Below are 15,845 nucleotides of genomic sequence, written 5' to 3' on the forward strand. Positions count from 1 at the left end.
CCAGCAGCCCGCCCTACTCGTGGCCGCTCTCGCCGCCGGCCAGCAGCTCCGTCATCCGGTGCGCCTGCCGCTCCCAGCGCCACTCCCGCTCCACCCAGGCCCGGCCGGCGGCACCGATGCGCCGGGCCAGCTCCGGGTCGGCGAGCAGTGCCGCGACCCGGTCGGCGAGCTGGCCGACGTCCCGGCCGTCGACGACGTACCCGGTCTCGCCCTCCCGGACCGCGTCCGGCGCCCCGCCGGAGTTGCCGGCCACCACCGGCAAACCGGTCGCGGACGCCTCCAGGTAGACGATGCCCAGGCCCTCCACGTCCAGCCCGCCGTTGCGGGTGCGGCAGGGCATCGCGTAGACGTTCCCGGCCGCGTAGTGCGCCGGCAGCTCGGCGGTCGGCACCGAACCGGTGAAGACCACGTCCGCCGCGACTCCCACCCGCCGGGCCAGCTTCTCCAGCGCCCCCCGGTACGGCCCACCGCCGACCACCAGCAGCACCGCCCCGGGCACCCGGCGACGGATCTCCGGCAGCGCCCGGACCAGCGCGTCCTGCCCCTTGCGTGGCACCAGCCGGGAGACGCAGACCACCACCGGCCGGTCACCCAGCCGGTGCCGGGCGCGCACCTGCGCACCGTCCACGTCCGGGTGGTAGACGTCCACGTCCACCCCGGGCGCCAGCCGGCGCAGCTCGGTACGCCCGCGCAGCACCCGGTCCAGCCGGACCCGGGTGTACTCCCCGAGATAGGTGGTGACGTCCACCCCGTCGCCGATCCGGCGCAGTGCCGTACGGGCACCCGGCAGGGCCGCCCAGCCGACCTCGTGACCGTGCGTCTGGGCCACCGCCCGGACGATCCCGGCCCGGCGGCGCAACCCGGCGGCGAGCAGCCCCAGCGGGGCCGCCGCGCCGAACCAGACGGTGTCGCAGTCGTACGCCCGGGCCAGCTCCGCCGCCCGCCGGGCGACGTGCCGGGTCGGCAGCAGCACCCCGGTCGGCTCCCGGACCACGTCGAACGGCTGGTCGGCGTCGAACTTGTCGGCGCCGCGCCAGGTCGAGGCGTAGACCACCACCGAGCCGGGCGGCTGCCGGACGGCGAGACCGTGCACGAAGGACTGGATCCCGCCGGGGCGGGGCGGGAAGTCGTTGGTGACGAGCAGGGTCCTGGTCAACCGCCGGCTCCTCGGGCGTACGCGCGGGCCGCGGCCATGCGTTGCACTGTGGATGGATGACTCGCCCGGAACAGGTATTCCCAGCGGGGCGGGTCGGGGTCGGCGAGGTTGGTGCCGGAGAGCCGCCGCTGCATCGCCTCGAAGGCGGCCGGATCGCCGGTCAGGGCCAGGGCGTGCGCGTCGGCCCGCGCCTCGACCTGTCGGGATACCCAGGCCTGGGCCGGCGACGCCAGCAGACCGGCCACCGTCACCAGGGCCAACAGCAGCGGGAACGCCCGTGGCTCGGCCACCGAGTCGACCCCGGCGGCCCGTAGCAGCGCACCGGCGGAGCCGAGCAGGTAGAGCGCAACGACCGCCGCCGCCGCGCCGAGCGCACCGGTGAGGGTGCCGGTGAGCACGTCCCGGTCCTTGGCGTGGCCGAGCTCGTGCGCGACCACGCTCGCCACCTCGGCCGGCGGCGCCTCCCGCAGCAGGGTGTCGTAGACGACGATCCGCCGGGTCGGCCCGAACCCGGAGACGTACGCGTTCACCGCCCGGGTCCGCCGGGACGCGTCGGCGACCAGCACGTCCTTCACCGGTACGCCGTCTGCGTCGGCCAGCGCCATCAACTCGACGCGCAGCGGCCCCGGCTCCATCGGGGTGAACCGGTTGAAGATCGGCTCCACCAGCACCGGCAGGATGAACGAGCCGAGCGTGACAAGCATCGCCGCGCCGACCGCCCCGAACGCCCACCACCACCTCGGGGCGAGCCGGATCACCGCGTAGAAGCCGAGCAGCGCCACCGCGCCGATCACGGCGCTTACCGCGTACGACTTGAGCAGGTCGACCGTCCAGCCGCCCCAGCCCTGGGTGGAGAGGCCGTAGCGAGCCACCACGGCGTGCCGCCAGGCGGCGAACGGCAGGGTCACCAGGTCGGCGACCAGCACCACCGCGAGACCGCCGAGCACGGCCTGGGCGATCCAGTGGTCGCCGAACGGGCGCCCGACCAGGGTGATCAGCTTCCCGCCGAGCGGGGTGAGGCCGAGCAGTAGGGCGACCGCCAGCCCGACGGCCAGCGCGGCGTAGCCGCCCGGACGCAGCGCGGCGGCGAAGGCCCGGCCCCGGGCCACGTCGGCCGGGTCCAGCTCGTCCAGCGCGGCGATCTGGTCGGCGCGGGGCGCCGGTGGGCGAGGCCACGGCACCAGCAGCACCGTGGCCGCGACGAGCAGCAGCAGGAGGGCGACCAGGGTCAGGCCGGCCCAGGCACGCGGTGTCACGGTGTCGCCCGCACCCACTCGGTCATCCGCTCCGCCCTCCGATCGCGCGGCCAATCCTATGCCCGGGTCGGCCGGCGCGTTGCGGGGCGGGCTATGCGACCCGGCGGCGTCGGCGCCGGTTGGCGAGCCGCACCGGTGCCGAGACCGGCGCGTCCAGGATCTCGACGTCGAAGCCGGCCCGGGTGAAGACCTCGATCGCGTGCATCTCGTCGGCGGTCAGCGCGGCCTGCCCGGGTGGCTGGTCCAGCAGGGCGCTCACCAGGCACCCGGAACAGGCCGCACCCCCTCGGGGGCAACTGTCGCAGTCGATGAGCATCTGCGCACTCCTCATAGCAGCGGGCAACGGTGGAGGTCAGCAAGCAGCCACCGTCCGTGACATCGACGCTAGGACAGGGGTACGACAAAACCTGCGTTGCCGCCCAACGCCCCCATCCAGCTGATCAACGGACGTAAGGGTCAGCCCGGCTGGTCAGGCCCTCCAGGCCGGCGGCCGTGCCGGCTAACCAGGCCCGTCGAGCCCGGCTGGCCAGGTCCTCCACTCCGCAGACGGGCGAGCCGGCCGGTCAGGAGCGGGCGAGCCGGCCGGTCAGGAGCGGGCGAGCCGGCCGGTCAGGAGCGGGCGAGCCGGCCGGTCAGGAGCGGGCGAGCCGGCGGAGCAGGGCGTCCGCGCCGAGCGGGTAGGCGCCGTGCCGGCGTACGCCGTCGGCGACCTCGCGGTCGGAGGAGACCACCACGATCGGTCGGCCCGCCGGCTCGGCCCGGACCAGCCGGCGGATCAGGTCGTCGGCGGTCTCCCCCTTCCGGGAGAACAGCACCCGTACGCCGCGCGGCGCGGGCGGCAGCCCGTGCACCCGCTCCGCACCGTCGAAGACCACCGTCACCTCGTCACCGGTCTGCGCCGCGATCCCGCCCAACCCGCTGATCAGGCGCTTGCGCTGCTGCTCCAGGGACATGTCGCCGAAGCCGCGCTTGGTGACGTTGTAGCCGTCCACCACCAGGTGCGCCCGGGGCAGCGCCAGCAGCTCGTCGAGCCGGGCCGGGTCGTCCGCGTCCAGCGCCCGCGCCGAGTTCGCCGCCGCCGGGCGCTCGGCGAACGCGTCGGCGACATAGTCGGCCGGCAGCCGGTCGGCGGGATCGAGGGCGAGTTCCCGGCGCAGGCCGACGGCGGCCCGGCCGATCGTCTCCAGCAGCAGCCAGAGCCGGGCGTCGTCGACCGACCGGGCTTCCTTGGCGGTCTGCCGGACCGCGCCCGCGGCCGCCTCCGCCTCGGCCAACCGGGCGCGTACCCGGCGCAGCTCCGCCTCGTGGTCGGCCACCGCCCGGCCGGCCCGGCCCTTCTCGGTGGCCAGCAGCTCGGCCGCCCGCCGCTGCCCGGCCTGGGCCTCCCGCAGCGTCCGGCCCAGCACCCGGGTCTCCTCGCGGAGCTGGCCCAACTCCTCCCGCAGCCGGGCCACCTCGTCGCGCAGCTTGTCGGCCTCCACCTTCGCCACCGCACGGTCGTGCTCGGCCCGGGTGGCCCGCTGCTCGGCCTCCCGGACCAGTTCGGCGACGACCGCGCTGTCCGCCTCGGCCTGGACCGCCGCACCGGCGTCGGAGACCAGGTCCCGCCAGCCCGGCGGCCGGGTCAGGTAGGCCAGCGCGGCGACCTCCACCGGGTCGGCGGCGGCCGGACTTCCTCCGGAGACCACCACCGAGCCGAGTTCGCCGGCCTCGGCGAGGACCCGGCTGGCCACCCGCTGCCGGAACAGCGGATCGGCGGCGAGCTGGGTGGCGATCGGCGCACCGCCGAGCCGGGCCCGCCGGTTCGGCGCGAACTTGGCGACCCGGCGCAGCGGCGGCGGCAGCTCGTCGGCGGGCAGCGTCGGCAGCGCGGCGGCGGCCAGGCTGACGATCCGGGCCCGCACCGGCTCCGGCAGCGTCGGCTCCGGCTCCCGCTCCCCCGGCTCCCCGGGCCCCGGCCCGGCATCGTCCGGCCCGTCACCACCCAGGTCACCGCCCGGCCCGGCACGGCCCGTCGGGTCACCGCCGGCCAGATCACCGCCAGCCAGATCGCCTGTTAGGGCGTCACCGGTGGCGGCGTCACCGATGGGGCCGAGCGGGATTTCCGTAGCCGTGGTCGGGGTCGGGGTTGGGGTCTCGGTGACGGCTACGGCCGGACGCGGCTCGTCGGTGCCGCCGTCCCGCCCGGGGGAGCCGGCACGCTCGGGGCGCACAGGCTGCGCCGCCTCCTCGGGGAGGCGGTCGTCGGACGGTTCGGCGCGGGGCATGTCGCCAGTCTCCCACCGACACCCTACCGATCGCCCAACACCTCAGATGATCTCGCCCCGTCGGCCCCTGCGAACGACTGGTACGGATGATGCGTAAGTGTCGTACGTGCCGCCTACCCTGCCCGCCGTGGTCTCACCTCAATATGTCCAGGGCACGCTGGACGGCCTGTCGGACGGCGCTCCCGGCTCGGACGGTTGGCCCGACCAGGCGCAGTCGCTGCGCGAGACCACATTCGTGGTCCTCGACCTGGAGACCACCGGAGGCGCCCCGGACGGCGGCGGGATCACCGAGATCGGCGCGGTCAAGGTGCGCGGCGGCGAGGAGCTGGGTGTGCTGGCCACCCTGGTCAACCCGGGTGAGCCGATTCCGCCGTTCATCACCGTGCTGACCGGGATCACCCAGGCGATGCTGCTGCCGGCCCCGCCGGTCGAGGAGGTGCTGCCGAGCCTGCTGGAGTTCCTCCGGGGCGCGGTGCTGGTCGCGCACAACGCCCCGTACGACGTGGGTTTCCTCAAGGCGGCCTGCGCCCGGCACGGTCACACCTGGCCGAACCCCCGCGTGCTGGACACCGCGGCGCTGGCCCGCCGGGTGCTCACCCGGGACGAGGTGCCCAACCGCAAGCTCGGCACCCTGGCGGCCTTCTTCCGCACCCCGCACCAGCCGAGCCACCGGGCACTGGCCGACGCTCGGGCCACGGTGGACGTGCTGCACGGGCTGATCGCCCGGCTCGGCGGGCACCGGGTGGAAACCCTCGGCGAGGCGATCGAGTTCGCCAAGGCGGTCACCCCGACCCAGCGCCGCAAGCGGCACCTGGCCGACGGGCTGCCCAAGGTGCCGGGGGTCTACATCTTCCGGGCCACCGACGACCGGCCGCTCTACGTCGGCACCTCCGGCGACATCGCCACCCGGGTCCGCAGTTACTTCACCGCCGCCGAGAAGCGGGCCCGGATCTCCGAGATGCTGGCCGCCGCCGAGCGGGTCGAGGCGGTGGAGTGCGCCCATCCGCTGGAGGCGGAGGTCCGCGAGCTGCGGTTGATCGCGGCGCACGCCCCGCCGTACAACAGGCGGTCGAAGTTCCCGGAACGGGTGGTCTGGCTCAAGTTGACCTCGGAGCCGTACCCGCGGCTGTCGCTGGTCCGGTCGCTGGGGCCGGACGACGCGGCCTATCTCGGCCCGTTCGGGTCCCGCCGGGCCGCCGAGCTGGCGGCGGCCGGGGTGCACGACGCGGTGCAGCTGCGCCAGTGCACCCCCCGGCTCTCGGTCCGGACCACCAGCCCGGCCTGTGCGCTGGCCGAGCTGGGTCGCTGCCCGGCACCCTGCGAGCACCGCATCTCGGTCGAGGAGTACGCGGACCGCGCGGTCGAGCCGGTCCGCGCCGCGCTGGCCGACGATCCGGGGGTGGTCGTCGACGCGCTGCTGGCCCGGATCGGCGCGCTTGCCGACACGCAGCGTTACGAGGAGGCGGCGGTGGTCCGGAGCCGGCTCGCGGCGGTGCTCCGGGCGACCGTCCGGATGCAACGGCTGCTCGGGCTGGCCCGGATCGGCGAGCTTTCCGCCGCCCGGCGGGCCGCCGACGGCGGCTGGGAGCTAGCGGTGATCCGGCACGGGCGGCTGGCCGGGGCCGGCACCGCGGCGCCGGGTGAGCCGCCCCGGCGGGTGCTCGACCTGGTCCGGGCCACCGCCGAGACGGTGCTGCCCGGACACGGCCCGGTGCCGAACGCCACGGCCGAGGAGTCCGAACGCATCCTGTCCTGGTTGGAACGGCCCGACACGCGGCTGGTCGAGACATCGGCCGGTTGGGCCTGCCCGGCCAGGGGTGCGGAGCGGTTCCGTGACCTGCTGGTCCGGGCCGAGGCGGCGTCGGCGCGACAACTCCCGACCGAACGCACATGAGCAAGTGACCGATCGGACGACCGTCACTCCTTTAGGCTGTTAGAGAAGTGCAGTCCTGCCCGATTTCGGGGCTTGCGTTCGCACCGGTGTTCCGGCGCGTCCGTCGGCACCGGACGGGGTGGTGAGCGAGGAGGTGGCTCCGCGTGGACCTCGAAGCCGGTCACGGTGCTGCCTTCGGAAGCACCCGCCCGACAGAGATCACGCTGAGTCGCCGGCTGCGCTCACTGCTCTCCTGGCCGTCCGCTGAGGACGATCCGGTGACCCAGCTCGTCCGGGCGCACCGCAACGTGCACCCGAACGCCGACGTCGGGGTGCTGCGCCGCAGCTACGCCATTGCCGAGAGCATGCACCGGGGACAGTTCCGCAAGAGCGGCGACCCGTACATCACCCATCCGCTGGCGGTGGCGCAGATCTGCGCCGAGTTGGGGATGGACACGGTCACCCTGGTCGCCGCGCTGCTGCACGACACCGTGGAGGACACCCACTACACCCTCCAGGCGCTCACCGGCGACTTCGGACGCGAGGTGGCGCACCTGGTCGACGGGGTGACCAAGTTCGACAAGGCGTTCTACGGCAAGGCCGCCGAGGCCGAGACGATCCGCAAGATGATCATCGCAGCCGGCAAGGACGTCCGGGTGCTGATCATCAAGCTGGCGGACCGGCTGCACAACATGCGTACCCTGGACGCCCGCTCACTCGCCTCCCGGGCCCGGATCGCCGGGGCCACCCAGGAGGTGCTGGTCCCGCTCTGCGACCGGCTCGGCATCCAGGCGCTCAAGCGCGACCTCGACGACGTGGTGCTGCGCCACCTCGAACCCGAGGCGTACGACCAGATCGACGACTACGTACGCAACCGGCCGGACTGGGCCAGCTATCTCGACGACGTGGTGGCCCAGGCCAAGGTGATACTCCGGCGCGACAAGATCGTCTGCACGGTGCGCCGCCGGGACCGGCACTACTACTCGATCTGGAAGGACACCGTCGCCCGGGACCAGGCCGTCCCCTTCGACCTGCCCCGAATCGCCATCGTGGTCGACGGGCCGGACACCGACTGCTACGCCGCGCTCGGCTCGATCCACGGGCTCTGGCGGCCGGTCGCCGGCCGGTTCAAGGACTACATCGCCGCGCCGAAGAACAACCTCTACAAGTCCCTGCACACCACGGTTATCGGCCCGGGCGAGCGGATCGTCGAGGTGCTGATCCGGACCAAGCAGATGGACCGCTGCGCCGAGTACGGCATCGCCGCCGACTACCGCTACCCCAAGCCCGGGGTGGACGCCGCCGGCAGCGCCGAACAGCTCGACTGGCTGCAACGGGTGCTCAACTGGGAACGGGACACCGCCGACCCGGCGCAGTTCCTCCAGTCGCTGCGCTGCGACCTGGCCGAGACACAGATCCAGGTCTTCGCCGAGGGCCGGCAGATCGTCCTGCCGGCCGGCTCCACCCCGGTCGACCTGGCCTACGAGTTGGGCCCGCACCGCGGCGACCACTGCCTCGCCGCGAAGATCAACGGTCGGCTGGCGCCGCTCTCGTCGGAACTGGACGAGGGCGACGTGGTCGAGATCTTCAGCGAGACCGACGCGCAGGGCGAGTTCGACCTGGCCGTCGCCCCGCCGGGGCCGCGCAAGGAGTGGCTCGGCTTCGTCAAGTCGCCGCAGGCGCAGATGCAGATCAACCGCTGGTTCGCCGAGCACCAGGAGCCGGCGATCTCCATCTCCGACAAGGTCCGGCTGGGCCGGGCCACCATCGGACTGACGCTGCGCAAGCACGACCGGGGACTCGCCAACGACCTGCCGCTGCGCCGGCTGGCCGAGGAGCAGGGCTATCCCGACCTGGAGACCCTGCTGGTCGCGGTGGTGGACCGGACGATCGAGCCGGACACGGTGGTCGAGCAGTTGATCGCACTGGTGGACCACCAGGAGTGACCGGTCCGGGCCGGCCGGACGGACTTGCCGTGCCCCGGGCCACCCGCGCGGCCGGTACGCCCTCTAGCCTGGTTCGGTGACCCCCCGCCGTTCGCCGGCCCGCGCCGTCGGCTACAAGATCTTCTACCGTCTGCCCCTCGGGGTGCGCCGCCAGCTGGTCCGACTGGCGGTGCCGAAGTACATCGTCGGCGCGGTCACCCTGGTGCACGACGCCGAGGCGGCGGCACCGGGCCGGATCCTGCTGCTGCGCCAGCCGTCCAACCGGGGCTGGACACTGCCGGCGGGGCTGCTCCAGCGCCGTGAGGAGCCGCTGGTCGGCGCCGCCCGGGAGCTGCACGAGGAGACCGGCATCAAGCTGCCGCTCACCGAGTTCCGGCCGGCCCTGCCGAACGCGGTGGTGCACCTCAAGGGCTGGGTTGACATGGTCTTCGAGGTACACGTGCCGGCCTCGACCACCGAACTCGTGGTCGACGGTGCCGAGGTCCTCGAGGCCGCCTGGCATCCGCTCGACGAACTGCCCCGGCTCAGCACCGCGACCGCCCGGCTGCTCGCCAACTATCGGATCGGCCCGCTCGCCGGGACCGACCCGGCCGGCACACCGCCGCCGGCGTCGTGACCACGACTCCCGCCCCGCCGACTGGTGGCGTAGAGGTCGAGGTCTGCGCCGTGGTGCTGGCCGCCGGGGAGGGCCGCCGGCTGCGCCCGCTCACCGAGCACCTGCCGAAGGCGCTCTGTCCGGTCGGGAACGTACCGCTGCTGGACCGGGCGCTGCACCGGGTCGCCGTGCTCGGCTTCGACGATCCCGCGACGGTCGCGGTGAACGCCTGTTATCTCGGCGACCAGGTGGTGGAACACGTCGGCGGCCGGGCCGCGCTCTCGGTCGAGCCCGGCGACCCGCTCGGCACCTCCGGCGGGGTGGCCAACCTGCGACCCTGGATCGACGGCCGGGGCGTACTCGTCGGGAACGCCGACGCCTATCTGGCCGCGCCGGACGCGCCACCCGGGCCGGACGTCGCCGCGCTGCTCGCCGGCTGGGACGGCCGCACCGTACGGCTGCTCGGTCAGCCGGTCGACGGGCCGCCCCGCCCCGGCGACTTCGGCCGGCACCGGTTCGCCGGCTTCTCCCTGCTGCCCTGGTCCCGGGTCCGCGACCTACCGGTCGAGCCGACGGAACTGGTGCACACCGTGTGGCGCCCCGCCGAGGCGGCCGGCGAACTGGAGGTGGTCGAATTCTCCGGCCGGTACCTCGACACCGGAACGCCCGCCGACTATCTGGCGGCGAACCTGCACGCGGCGGGCGGCGGCAGCCTGGTCGACCCGACCGCCGAGGTGACCGGCGGACACCGGGCGGCGGTGGTCGGTGCCGGGGCGGTGGTCCGGGGCACGCTCGAACGCTGCGTGGTCTGGCCCGGCGGCCTGGTCCGGGCCGACGAGCACCTGACCGACGCCATCCGGGTCGGCGACACCCTGACAGTCCCGGCCGGAGGCTGAGGGTCCCCCCGGGAACCTCTAGCATGGGCGGGCAGCCGCAACCCGGCTTCCGATCTCCGCCGGGCGCGGCGTCGCGCCAGCGGGCACGTCGACGAGAGGAGTCCTCCGGTGATCACCGCGATCGTCCTGATCGACTGCGCCACCGACTCGATCCCCGAGGTGGCCGAGACGCTGGCCGCGGTACCCGGCGTCAGCGAGGTCTATTCGGTCGCCGGTCACGTCGACCTGATCGCGATCGTCCGGGTACGCGAGTTCGAGCAGATCGCCGAGGTGATCGCCGGACGGATCTCGAAGGTACCCGGGGTGCTCGGCACCGAGTCGCACATCGCCTTCCGGGCGTACTCCCAGCACGACCTGGAGGAGGCGTTCGCGATCGGCCTCCCCGACGCGGACTGACCACCGCCGGCCGGGCTGACCATCGGCCGGCCGGACCACACCGGCTACCCGCCGGTAACGTGCGGTCGCTACGCTCGCCGGATGAGCAGCGACAGCAGCCTGGGGCAGCCCCCGCAGCCGGCTCCGGCCCCGGACCACGAGGAGTTCCTCGTCGACCGGGACGGCGACCGGATCGCCCTGCGCAGCTACCCCGACCCGGTCGGAGCGCCGGAGGCGCCGGTCGTGCTGGTCTGGCCGGCGATGGGAGTACGGGCCAGCTACTACGCCCCGCTCGCCGCCGCGCTGCGGGCCGCCGGACTGGCCGTGGTCGTGGCCGACCTGCGCGGCACCGGCGCCAGCACACCGGCACCGAGCCGCGCCTCCCGGTACGGCTACGCCGAGCTGGCCGGTGACGTCGGCGCGGTCCTGGCCAGCCTCAAACCACGGCTCGACGGCCGGACCACGATCCTGCTCGGCCACTCGCTCGGCGGACAGGCCGCGCTGCTGCACCTGGCGCTCGGCCCCGCCGCACCTGTCGACGGTCTGGCCCTGGTCGCGGTCGGGCTGCCGTACTGGCGGGCATATCCGGAACGTCGTCGGCTCGGCATCCTCGCCGGCACCCAGCTCATCCACTGCGGCGCGGTCGCGCTGGGCAGCTGGCCCGGTTGGGGCTTCGGCGGCCGGCAGGCGCGGGGGGTGATCCGGGACTGGGCGTACACCGCCCGGACAGGTCGGTTTCCCCGGCTGGACGGGGTGGACGCCGAAGCCGCCGTCCGGCGGGTGCGTACCCCGGTGCTGGCGGTGAGCGTCGACCACGACCAATACACCCCGCACGGGACCGTCGACTTCCTCTGCGGGAAGCTGGCCGCCGCCCCGGTCCGACGTACCCGTTACACGGAGGCCGAGAGCGGTGCCCGACTCGACCACTTCACCTGGGTACGCGCGTCGGCGCCGGTCGCCGCCCAGGTGGCCGCCTTCGCCGCGGAGTTGCCGCCCCGATAGCGCCGCCGCCCGATCCCAGCCCGGCAGCATCGCGGTACCGCGCCGCCAACCGGGTCCTTTCCAGCCAGAGCCGAGCCGACCGGGCCCGCCCCAGCCAGAAACGACCACTGGGTGCCGGCAGCGACGACGGGTCCCCCGGCATGGTGTCACGGCCGGAGGACCCGTCATGCCGCCGTATCGCGGCGGTGGACTAGCTGATGGTCGGGCTCGGCGTGCCCGTCCGGCCCGGCGACGGAGCGCCGGAACTGATTCCCGGACTCGGTCCCACCGTGGTGCCACCCGGGATCGGGATGCCCAGACTCTGGGCCGCCGCCACCAGCGCGTTGTGATGCGCCTGGAGCACCGGGGCCGCCTGCTGCGCCACCTGCTTGGCCGACGGGTCGGAACCCTGGGTCAACTCGGCCTGCACCAGCTGCATCGCCTGGGTGTGCGCGGTCAGCTGGGCCGTGACCCACTGCGTGTCGAAGTCCGCACCCGAGACGTTCTGCAACTGGTTGACGACCGCCTGCTGCTCGCTGGTCACCTTGTTCGGCAGTGTCAGCGAGGCCGCCGATGCGACGCTCTGCACCTTCTGGTCGAGCTGGGTGTGGTCGGTCACCAACCGACCGCCGAGGTCCTTGACCTCCTGGCTCGCCCCCTTCTGCTTGGCCAGGTTGCCCGTCGCGATCTCCGCGAGGTTCACCTGGTGGATCGACTGCAGGAACTGTCTGTCCTGCGCCGACAGCGAAGCGGACGGCGTGGCCGACGGTGTCCCCGACGGCGCGGCGGCGGCGCTGTACGCCGCACCGGCCGGCACGAGGCCGAGTACCGCCATCGAGACGAGCACGCCCAGGCGTTTGACGACCAACATGTGTGTTCCCCCCTCCGTCGTTGAACTTCGGGGATACCCGGTACCTCCGCCCACACGCCGAGTCGTTTACCGTTCGACGCACCGGGTACGCCGAATCCGGGACGGGCAGGCCCACTCTTTCGGGGAAAGAGTGCTCTTCGGGCGCGACGAGCCCACTCTTTCCCGGAAACTGCGCGATCGTGCACGCGCGGCAGCGCACGGGTGCGGTGCGGTGGGAAGGGTTTAGGGCTCTTCGGACTTGGCGGACTTGGCTATCTCGACCCAGGTGTCGAGGGTGCGGGCGGCGGCGCCGGAGTCGATCGAGTCGGCCGCCCGGAGCAGACCGTCGCGCATCGCCGGCAACAGCCCGCCGGGGAAGCCGCCGTTGGCCGCCAGCGCGGCGGCGGCGTTGACGAGTACCGCGTCCCGGACCGGGCCAGGCTCGCCGGCCAGCAGCCGGCGGGTCACGTCGGCGTTGAACGCGGCGTCGCCGCCGCGCAGGTCGCCGGGGGCCGAGCGGGGAAGGTCGAGGTCGGCGGCGTCGGCCAGCATCTCGGTGACCCGGCCCTGGTGGGCCAGCCACAGCCGGGTCGGCGCGGCGGTGCTGAACTCGTCGAGCCCGTCCTCGCCGCGCATCACCAGCACCGAGTCGCCACGCCGGGCGAAGACCTCGGCCACCACCGGCGCCATCCGGGGGTCGAAGCAGCCCACCGCGCCGGACCGGGGCCGGGCCGGGTTGGTCAGCGGGCCGAGGAAGTTGAAGACCGTCGGCACGCCGAGCTCGCGCCGGGGCCCGCCGGTGTGCCGCATCCCGGGGTGGAAGCGGGCGGCGAAGCAGAAGCCGATGCCGACCTCGGAGACGCACCGGGCCACTCCGGCCGGCCCGAGGTCGAGCGGCACGCCGAGGAATTCGAGCAGGTCGGCGGCGCCGCAGGAGGACGAGGCGGCCCGGTTGCCGTGCTTGACGACGCGTACCCCGGCACCGGCGACCACCATCGCGGTCATGGTGGAGATGTTGACGGTGTGCGCCCGGTCGCCGCCGGTGCCGACCACGTCGACCGCCTCGGCGCGCAGCGCGGCCGGCAGTTCGACCAGGGTGGCCCGGCCCAGCATCGCCTCGACCAGTCCGGCCAGTTCGGCCGGGGTCTCCCCCTTGGCCCGCAGCGCCGTGGCGAACCCGGCGATCTGGACCGGTGTCGCCGCCCCCGACATGATCTCCCCCATCGCCCAGGCGGTGTCGGCGGTGGAGAGTTCCTCGGCACGCAGCAGCGCGGCGAGCAGGTTGGGCCAGGTCCGTTCACCCATGCGGGCCTCCCGGGCGGGGCGGGGTGGTTGGCGGTGTGTGTGGTGGTGCGTGGTGGTGGTGCGTGCCCCGGAGCCCTAGGAGAGCGCGCTGGCGCCGCTGGCGCGGGAGCGGAGCAGGCCGGCCACGGTCTGGCCGGTGGTCACCGGGTCGAGCGGGTGCACCAGGGTGGCGTCGACCTGGGCGTAGGCCGCGAGCCACCGGTCGGCGGCCCGGGCGATCACCACGCAGGTCGGCGGGGCCTCGTCACGGTCGTCCTTGATCTGCCGGGCGATGCCGAGCCCGCCGGTCGGGGTCGCCTCGCCGTCGAGCAGCAGCAGGTCGATCTCGTAGTCGTCGACCAGCCGGATGCACTCGTCGTAGCTTTCCGCGTCGACGAACTCGACGCGCAGGTCGGCGGCCGGGCGGGTGCCGACGGCGAGCCGCATCCGGTCCCGGACCTCCGGGTCGTCGCTGTAGAGCAGGACGGTGTACTGACGATCGCTCATCGGTCGCTGGGCTCCCACCTCGTAGCTGCGCAGCCGATCGTACCGGTCGGCTCCGGGGCCCGACCGGCCCGCCCGGCTTCCGGGGCCGGTGCCGCCCGAATCCCGGGACATCCGGGTACGCCGGCACCCGCCGCGGCCCGGCCCGTTACACCGGACTGCCGGCGGCCCGTTCCCTGGCCTCCTGGCGGTCCAGCTCGCGGTCGGTGCGGCGGGCCTCCCGCTCGGACTGCCGCACCCACTGCACCAGCAGCACGGCGAGCATGGTCACGCTGACGAACTCGCCACCGGCCCAGAGGATGCCGCCGGCCACCTTCTGGTCGTTGAACGGGTCGGACCAGTCCAGCCCGAGCGAGGGGTACCAGTCGCCGCCGAACAGGGTGGTGCTCTGCATCACCGTCAGCCCGAGCACGGTGTGGAAGGGCACCGAGAGGATCATCAGCAGCGCCCGGGCCGGGTACGGCCAGCGGCCCGGCAGCGGGTCGAGCCCGACCAGCGGCCAGAAGAAGAGGCATCCGGTGAGGATGAAGTGCGCGTGCACCAGCTCGTGCCCGAAGGAGTTCTCCAGGGTCCACCGGTAGAGGCCGGAGAAGTAGAGCACGAACGGGTTGACCACGAAGATCGCGTAGGCGAAGAGCGGGAAGGAGAAGACCTTCGCCACCCGGCTGTGCAGCACCGCGAGCAGCCGCTTGCGGGGCGCCCTGCCCAGGGTGCGCAGCGCCAGGGTGACCGGGGCACCCAGGGCAAGGAAGATCGGCGCCACCATCGACAGCACCATGTGCTGGACCATGTGCACCGACAGCAGGGTGGTGTCGTACGCCCCGAGCCCGGTGAGCGTGACCGCGGCGATCCCGCCCAGCCCCGGCCCGAGGAAGAGCACGGTACGCGGTAGCGGCCAGGAGTGCCCGCGCACCCGCAACCGGTGTACGCCGTACAGGTAGAGGCCGGCGGCCAGCACCAGGCCGACGGCGAGCCAGCTGTTCAGCGTGCTCTCGGTGAAGATGGCGGAGACGGTGAACGGCGTCGTCTCGGCGCCCCCACCGGCGAGGACGGCCGGTGCCGGGGGCACCGCCGGGGCGGGGCCGGTGTCGAGGTGCAGCACGCTTTTCAGGCTAGGCCAGACGAACCGGCCGGGCTGCGTCACCCCGTCCGACGAGGGAGTTAGGCCACCCCGACGATGGCCGATGCCGATCAGGGGCAATAATGACCGCGTGACTGCCGCCTCAGCCATTGACAAGAGCCGGATCCACTCGCTGACCCGACCCAACATGGTCAGCGTCGGGACGATCGTGTGGCTCTCGAGCGAACTCATGTTCTTCGCGGCGCTGTTCGCGATGTACTTCTCCATCCGGGCGGCGGCGCCCGAGCAGTGGGAGAAGCACACCGAGGTGCTGAACATCCCGTACGCGACGACGTTCACGGTGATCCTGGTGCTCTCCTCGATCACCTGTCAGGCGGGTGTCTTCGCCGCCGAACGGGGTGACGTGCACGCGCTGCGTCGCTGGTTCACGCTCACCTTCGTGATGGGCCTGGTCTTCGTCCTGGGCCAGCTCAACGAGTACCGCGAGCTGGTGCACCACGGGGTGAAGATCAACGGCGACGGGTACGGGTCGGTGTTCTACCTGACCACCGGTTTCCACGCGCTGCACGTGACCGGCGGTCTGGTCGCCTTCATCATCTTCATGATCCGGACCACCATGGGCCGGTTCACGCCGGCACAGGCCACCTCGGCGATCGTCGTCTCCTACTACTGGCACTTCGTCGACGTCGTCTGGATCGCGCTCTACGGCATGATCTACTGGCTTCAGTGATCTTGGAGCGGTCACGTTCCGCCCCGTTGCCCCGTCCCTTCAGACAAGGTC

General features: G+C 73.5%; 15 protein-coding genes. 7 read left to right on the forward strand and 8 right to left on the reverse strand.

The window, feature by feature from the left end:
- Positions 1-13: 13 nt before the first annotated feature.
- The 4 genes from O7626_RS23620 to O7626_RS23635 form a co-directional block, all read right to left on the reverse strand.
- Complete coding sequence (locus tag O7626_RS23620) at positions 14-1,156, reverse strand: glycosyltransferase family 4 protein (RefSeq protein ID WP_278063289.1); 1,143 nt, start codon at positions 1,154-1,156, stop codon at positions 14-16.
- The gene (locus O7626_RS23625; RefSeq protein ID WP_278063290.1) at positions 1,153-2,412 is read right to left on the reverse strand and encodes a M48 family metallopeptidase; all 1,260 of its coding nucleotides are present in this window, start codon (positions 2,410-2,412) and stop codon (positions 1,153-1,155) included. The genes O7626_RS23620 and O7626_RS23625 overlap by 4 nt, the downstream gene beginning before the upstream one ends.
- A gap of 91 nt (positions 2,413-2,503) precedes the next feature.
- A complete protein-coding gene (locus O7626_RS23630; protein WP_278063291.1) occupies positions 2,504-2,728 on the reverse strand; it encodes a hypothetical protein in 225 nt (74 codons plus the stop codon).
- 316 nt (positions 2,729-3,044) lie between these two features.
- Positions 3,045-4,679, reverse strand: a complete 1,635-nt coding sequence (locus O7626_RS23635) for an NYN domain-containing protein (protein ID WP_278063292.1) — start codon at positions 4,677-4,679, stop codon at positions 3,045-3,047.
- A gap of 127 nt (positions 4,680-4,806) precedes the next feature.
- Here O7626_RS23635 and O7626_RS23640 point away from each other — a divergent pair, with 127 nt between their 5' ends.
- The 6 genes from O7626_RS23640 to O7626_RS23665 all read left to right on the forward strand — a co-directional run bounded on the left by O7626_RS23640 (position 4,807) and on the right by O7626_RS23665 (position 11,366).
- Positions 4,807-6,573, forward strand: a complete 1,767-nt coding sequence (locus O7626_RS23640) for a DEDD exonuclease domain-containing protein (RefSeq protein WP_278063293.1) — start codon at positions 4,807-4,809, stop codon at positions 6,571-6,573.
- A 143-nt stretch (positions 6,574-6,716) separates the two neighbouring features.
- A complete protein-coding gene (locus O7626_RS23645; RefSeq protein WP_278063294.1) occupies positions 6,717-8,498 on the forward strand; it encodes a RelA/SpoT family protein in 1,782 nt (593 codons plus the stop codon).
- 76 nt (positions 8,499-8,574) lie between these two features.
- A complete protein-coding gene (locus O7626_RS23650) occupies positions 8,575-9,114 on the forward strand; it encodes an NUDIX domain-containing protein (RefSeq protein WP_278063295.1) in 540 nt (179 codons plus the stop codon).
- Positions 9,111-9,989, forward strand: coding sequence for a sugar phosphate nucleotidyltransferase (locus tag O7626_RS23655; RefSeq protein WP_278063296.1), 879 nt, complete (start codon positions 9,111-9,113; stop codon positions 9,987-9,989). The genes O7626_RS23650 and O7626_RS23655 overlap by 4 nt, the downstream gene beginning before the upstream one ends.
- A 108-nt stretch (positions 9,990-10,097) precedes the next feature.
- The gene (locus O7626_RS23660) at positions 10,098-10,385 is read left to right on the forward strand and encodes an Lrp/AsnC ligand binding domain-containing protein (RefSeq protein ID WP_278063297.1); all 288 of its coding nucleotides are present in this window, start codon (positions 10,098-10,100) and stop codon (positions 10,383-10,385) included.
- Positions 10,386-10,466: 81 nt separating this feature from the next.
- Positions 10,467-11,366 (forward strand): alpha/beta fold hydrolase, encoded by a 900-nt coding sequence (locus tag O7626_RS23665; protein ID WP_278063298.1) that lies wholly within the window; start codon positions 10,467-10,469, stop codon positions 11,364-11,366.
- Positions 11,367-11,556: 190 nt separating this feature from the next.
- Here O7626_RS23665 and O7626_RS23670 read toward each other — a convergent pair whose 3' ends face one another.
- The 4 genes from O7626_RS23670 to O7626_RS23685 all read right to left on the reverse strand — a co-directional run bounded on the left by O7626_RS23670 (position 11,557) and on the right by O7626_RS23685 (position 15,052).
- Positions 11,557-12,216 carry a DUF4142 domain-containing protein gene (locus O7626_RS23670; protein ID WP_278063299.1) on the reverse strand — a complete coding sequence of 220 codons (660 nt, stop codon included), beginning with the start codon at positions 12,214-12,216 and terminating at the stop codon, positions 11,557-11,559.
- Between the two features lie 222 nt (positions 12,217-12,438).
- Positions 12,439-13,500: an anthranilate phosphoribosyltransferase gene (gene trpD / locus O7626_RS23675; RefSeq protein ID WP_278063300.1), complete on the reverse strand. Its 1,062-nt coding sequence runs from the start codon at positions 13,498-13,500 to the stop codon at positions 12,439-12,441.
- 75 nt (positions 13,501-13,575) lie between these two features.
- Positions 13,576-13,986, reverse strand: a complete 411-nt coding sequence (locus O7626_RS23680) for a hypothetical protein (protein ID WP_278063301.1) — start codon at positions 13,984-13,986, stop codon at positions 13,576-13,578.
- A gap of 145 nt (positions 13,987-14,131) precedes the next feature.
- Complete coding sequence (locus O7626_RS23685) at positions 14,132-15,052, reverse strand: cytochrome c oxidase assembly protein (RefSeq protein WP_278066282.1); 921 nt, start codon at positions 15,050-15,052, stop codon at positions 14,132-14,134.
- Positions 15,053-15,194: 142 nt separating this feature from the next.
- Here O7626_RS23685 and O7626_RS23690 point away from each other — a divergent pair, with 142 nt between their 5' ends.
- The gene (locus tag O7626_RS23690) at positions 15,195-15,794 is read left to right on the forward strand and encodes a heme-copper oxidase subunit III (protein ID WP_278063302.1); all 600 of its coding nucleotides are present in this window, start codon (positions 15,195-15,197) and stop codon (positions 15,792-15,794) included.
- Positions 15,795-15,845 lie beyond the last annotated feature (51 nt).

The organism is Micromonospora sp. WMMD1102, assembly GCF_029626265.1.
Lineage (GTDB): Bacteria > Actinomycetota > Actinomycetes > Mycobacteriales > Micromonosporaceae > Plantactinospora.

Bases quoted from the DNA above. Each gene is read 5' to 3' on its own strand.
- trpD (WP_278063300.1), bottom strand. From the start codon at position 13,500: ATGGGTGAACGGACCTGGCCCAACCTGCTCGCCGCGCTGCTGCGTGCC.
- O7626_RS23665 (WP_278063298.1), top strand. From the start codon at position 10,467: ATGAGCAGCGACAGCAGCCTGGGGCAGCCCCCGCAGCCGGCTCCGGCC.
- O7626_RS23635 (WP_278063292.1), bottom strand. From the start codon at position 4,679: ATGCCCCGCGCCGAACCGTCCGACGACCGCCTCCCCGAGGAGGCGGCG.
- O7626_RS23630 (WP_278063291.1), bottom strand. From the start codon at position 2,728: ATGCTCATCGACTGCGACAGTTGCCCCCGAGGGGGTGCGGCCTGTTCC.
- O7626_RS23670 (WP_278063299.1), bottom strand. From the start codon at position 12,216: ATGTTGGTCGTCAAACGCCTGGGCGTGCTCGTCTCGATGGCGGTACTC.
- O7626_RS23680 (WP_278063301.1), bottom strand. From the start codon at position 13,986: ATGAGCGATCGTCAGTACACCGTCCTGCTCTACAGCGACGACCCGGAG.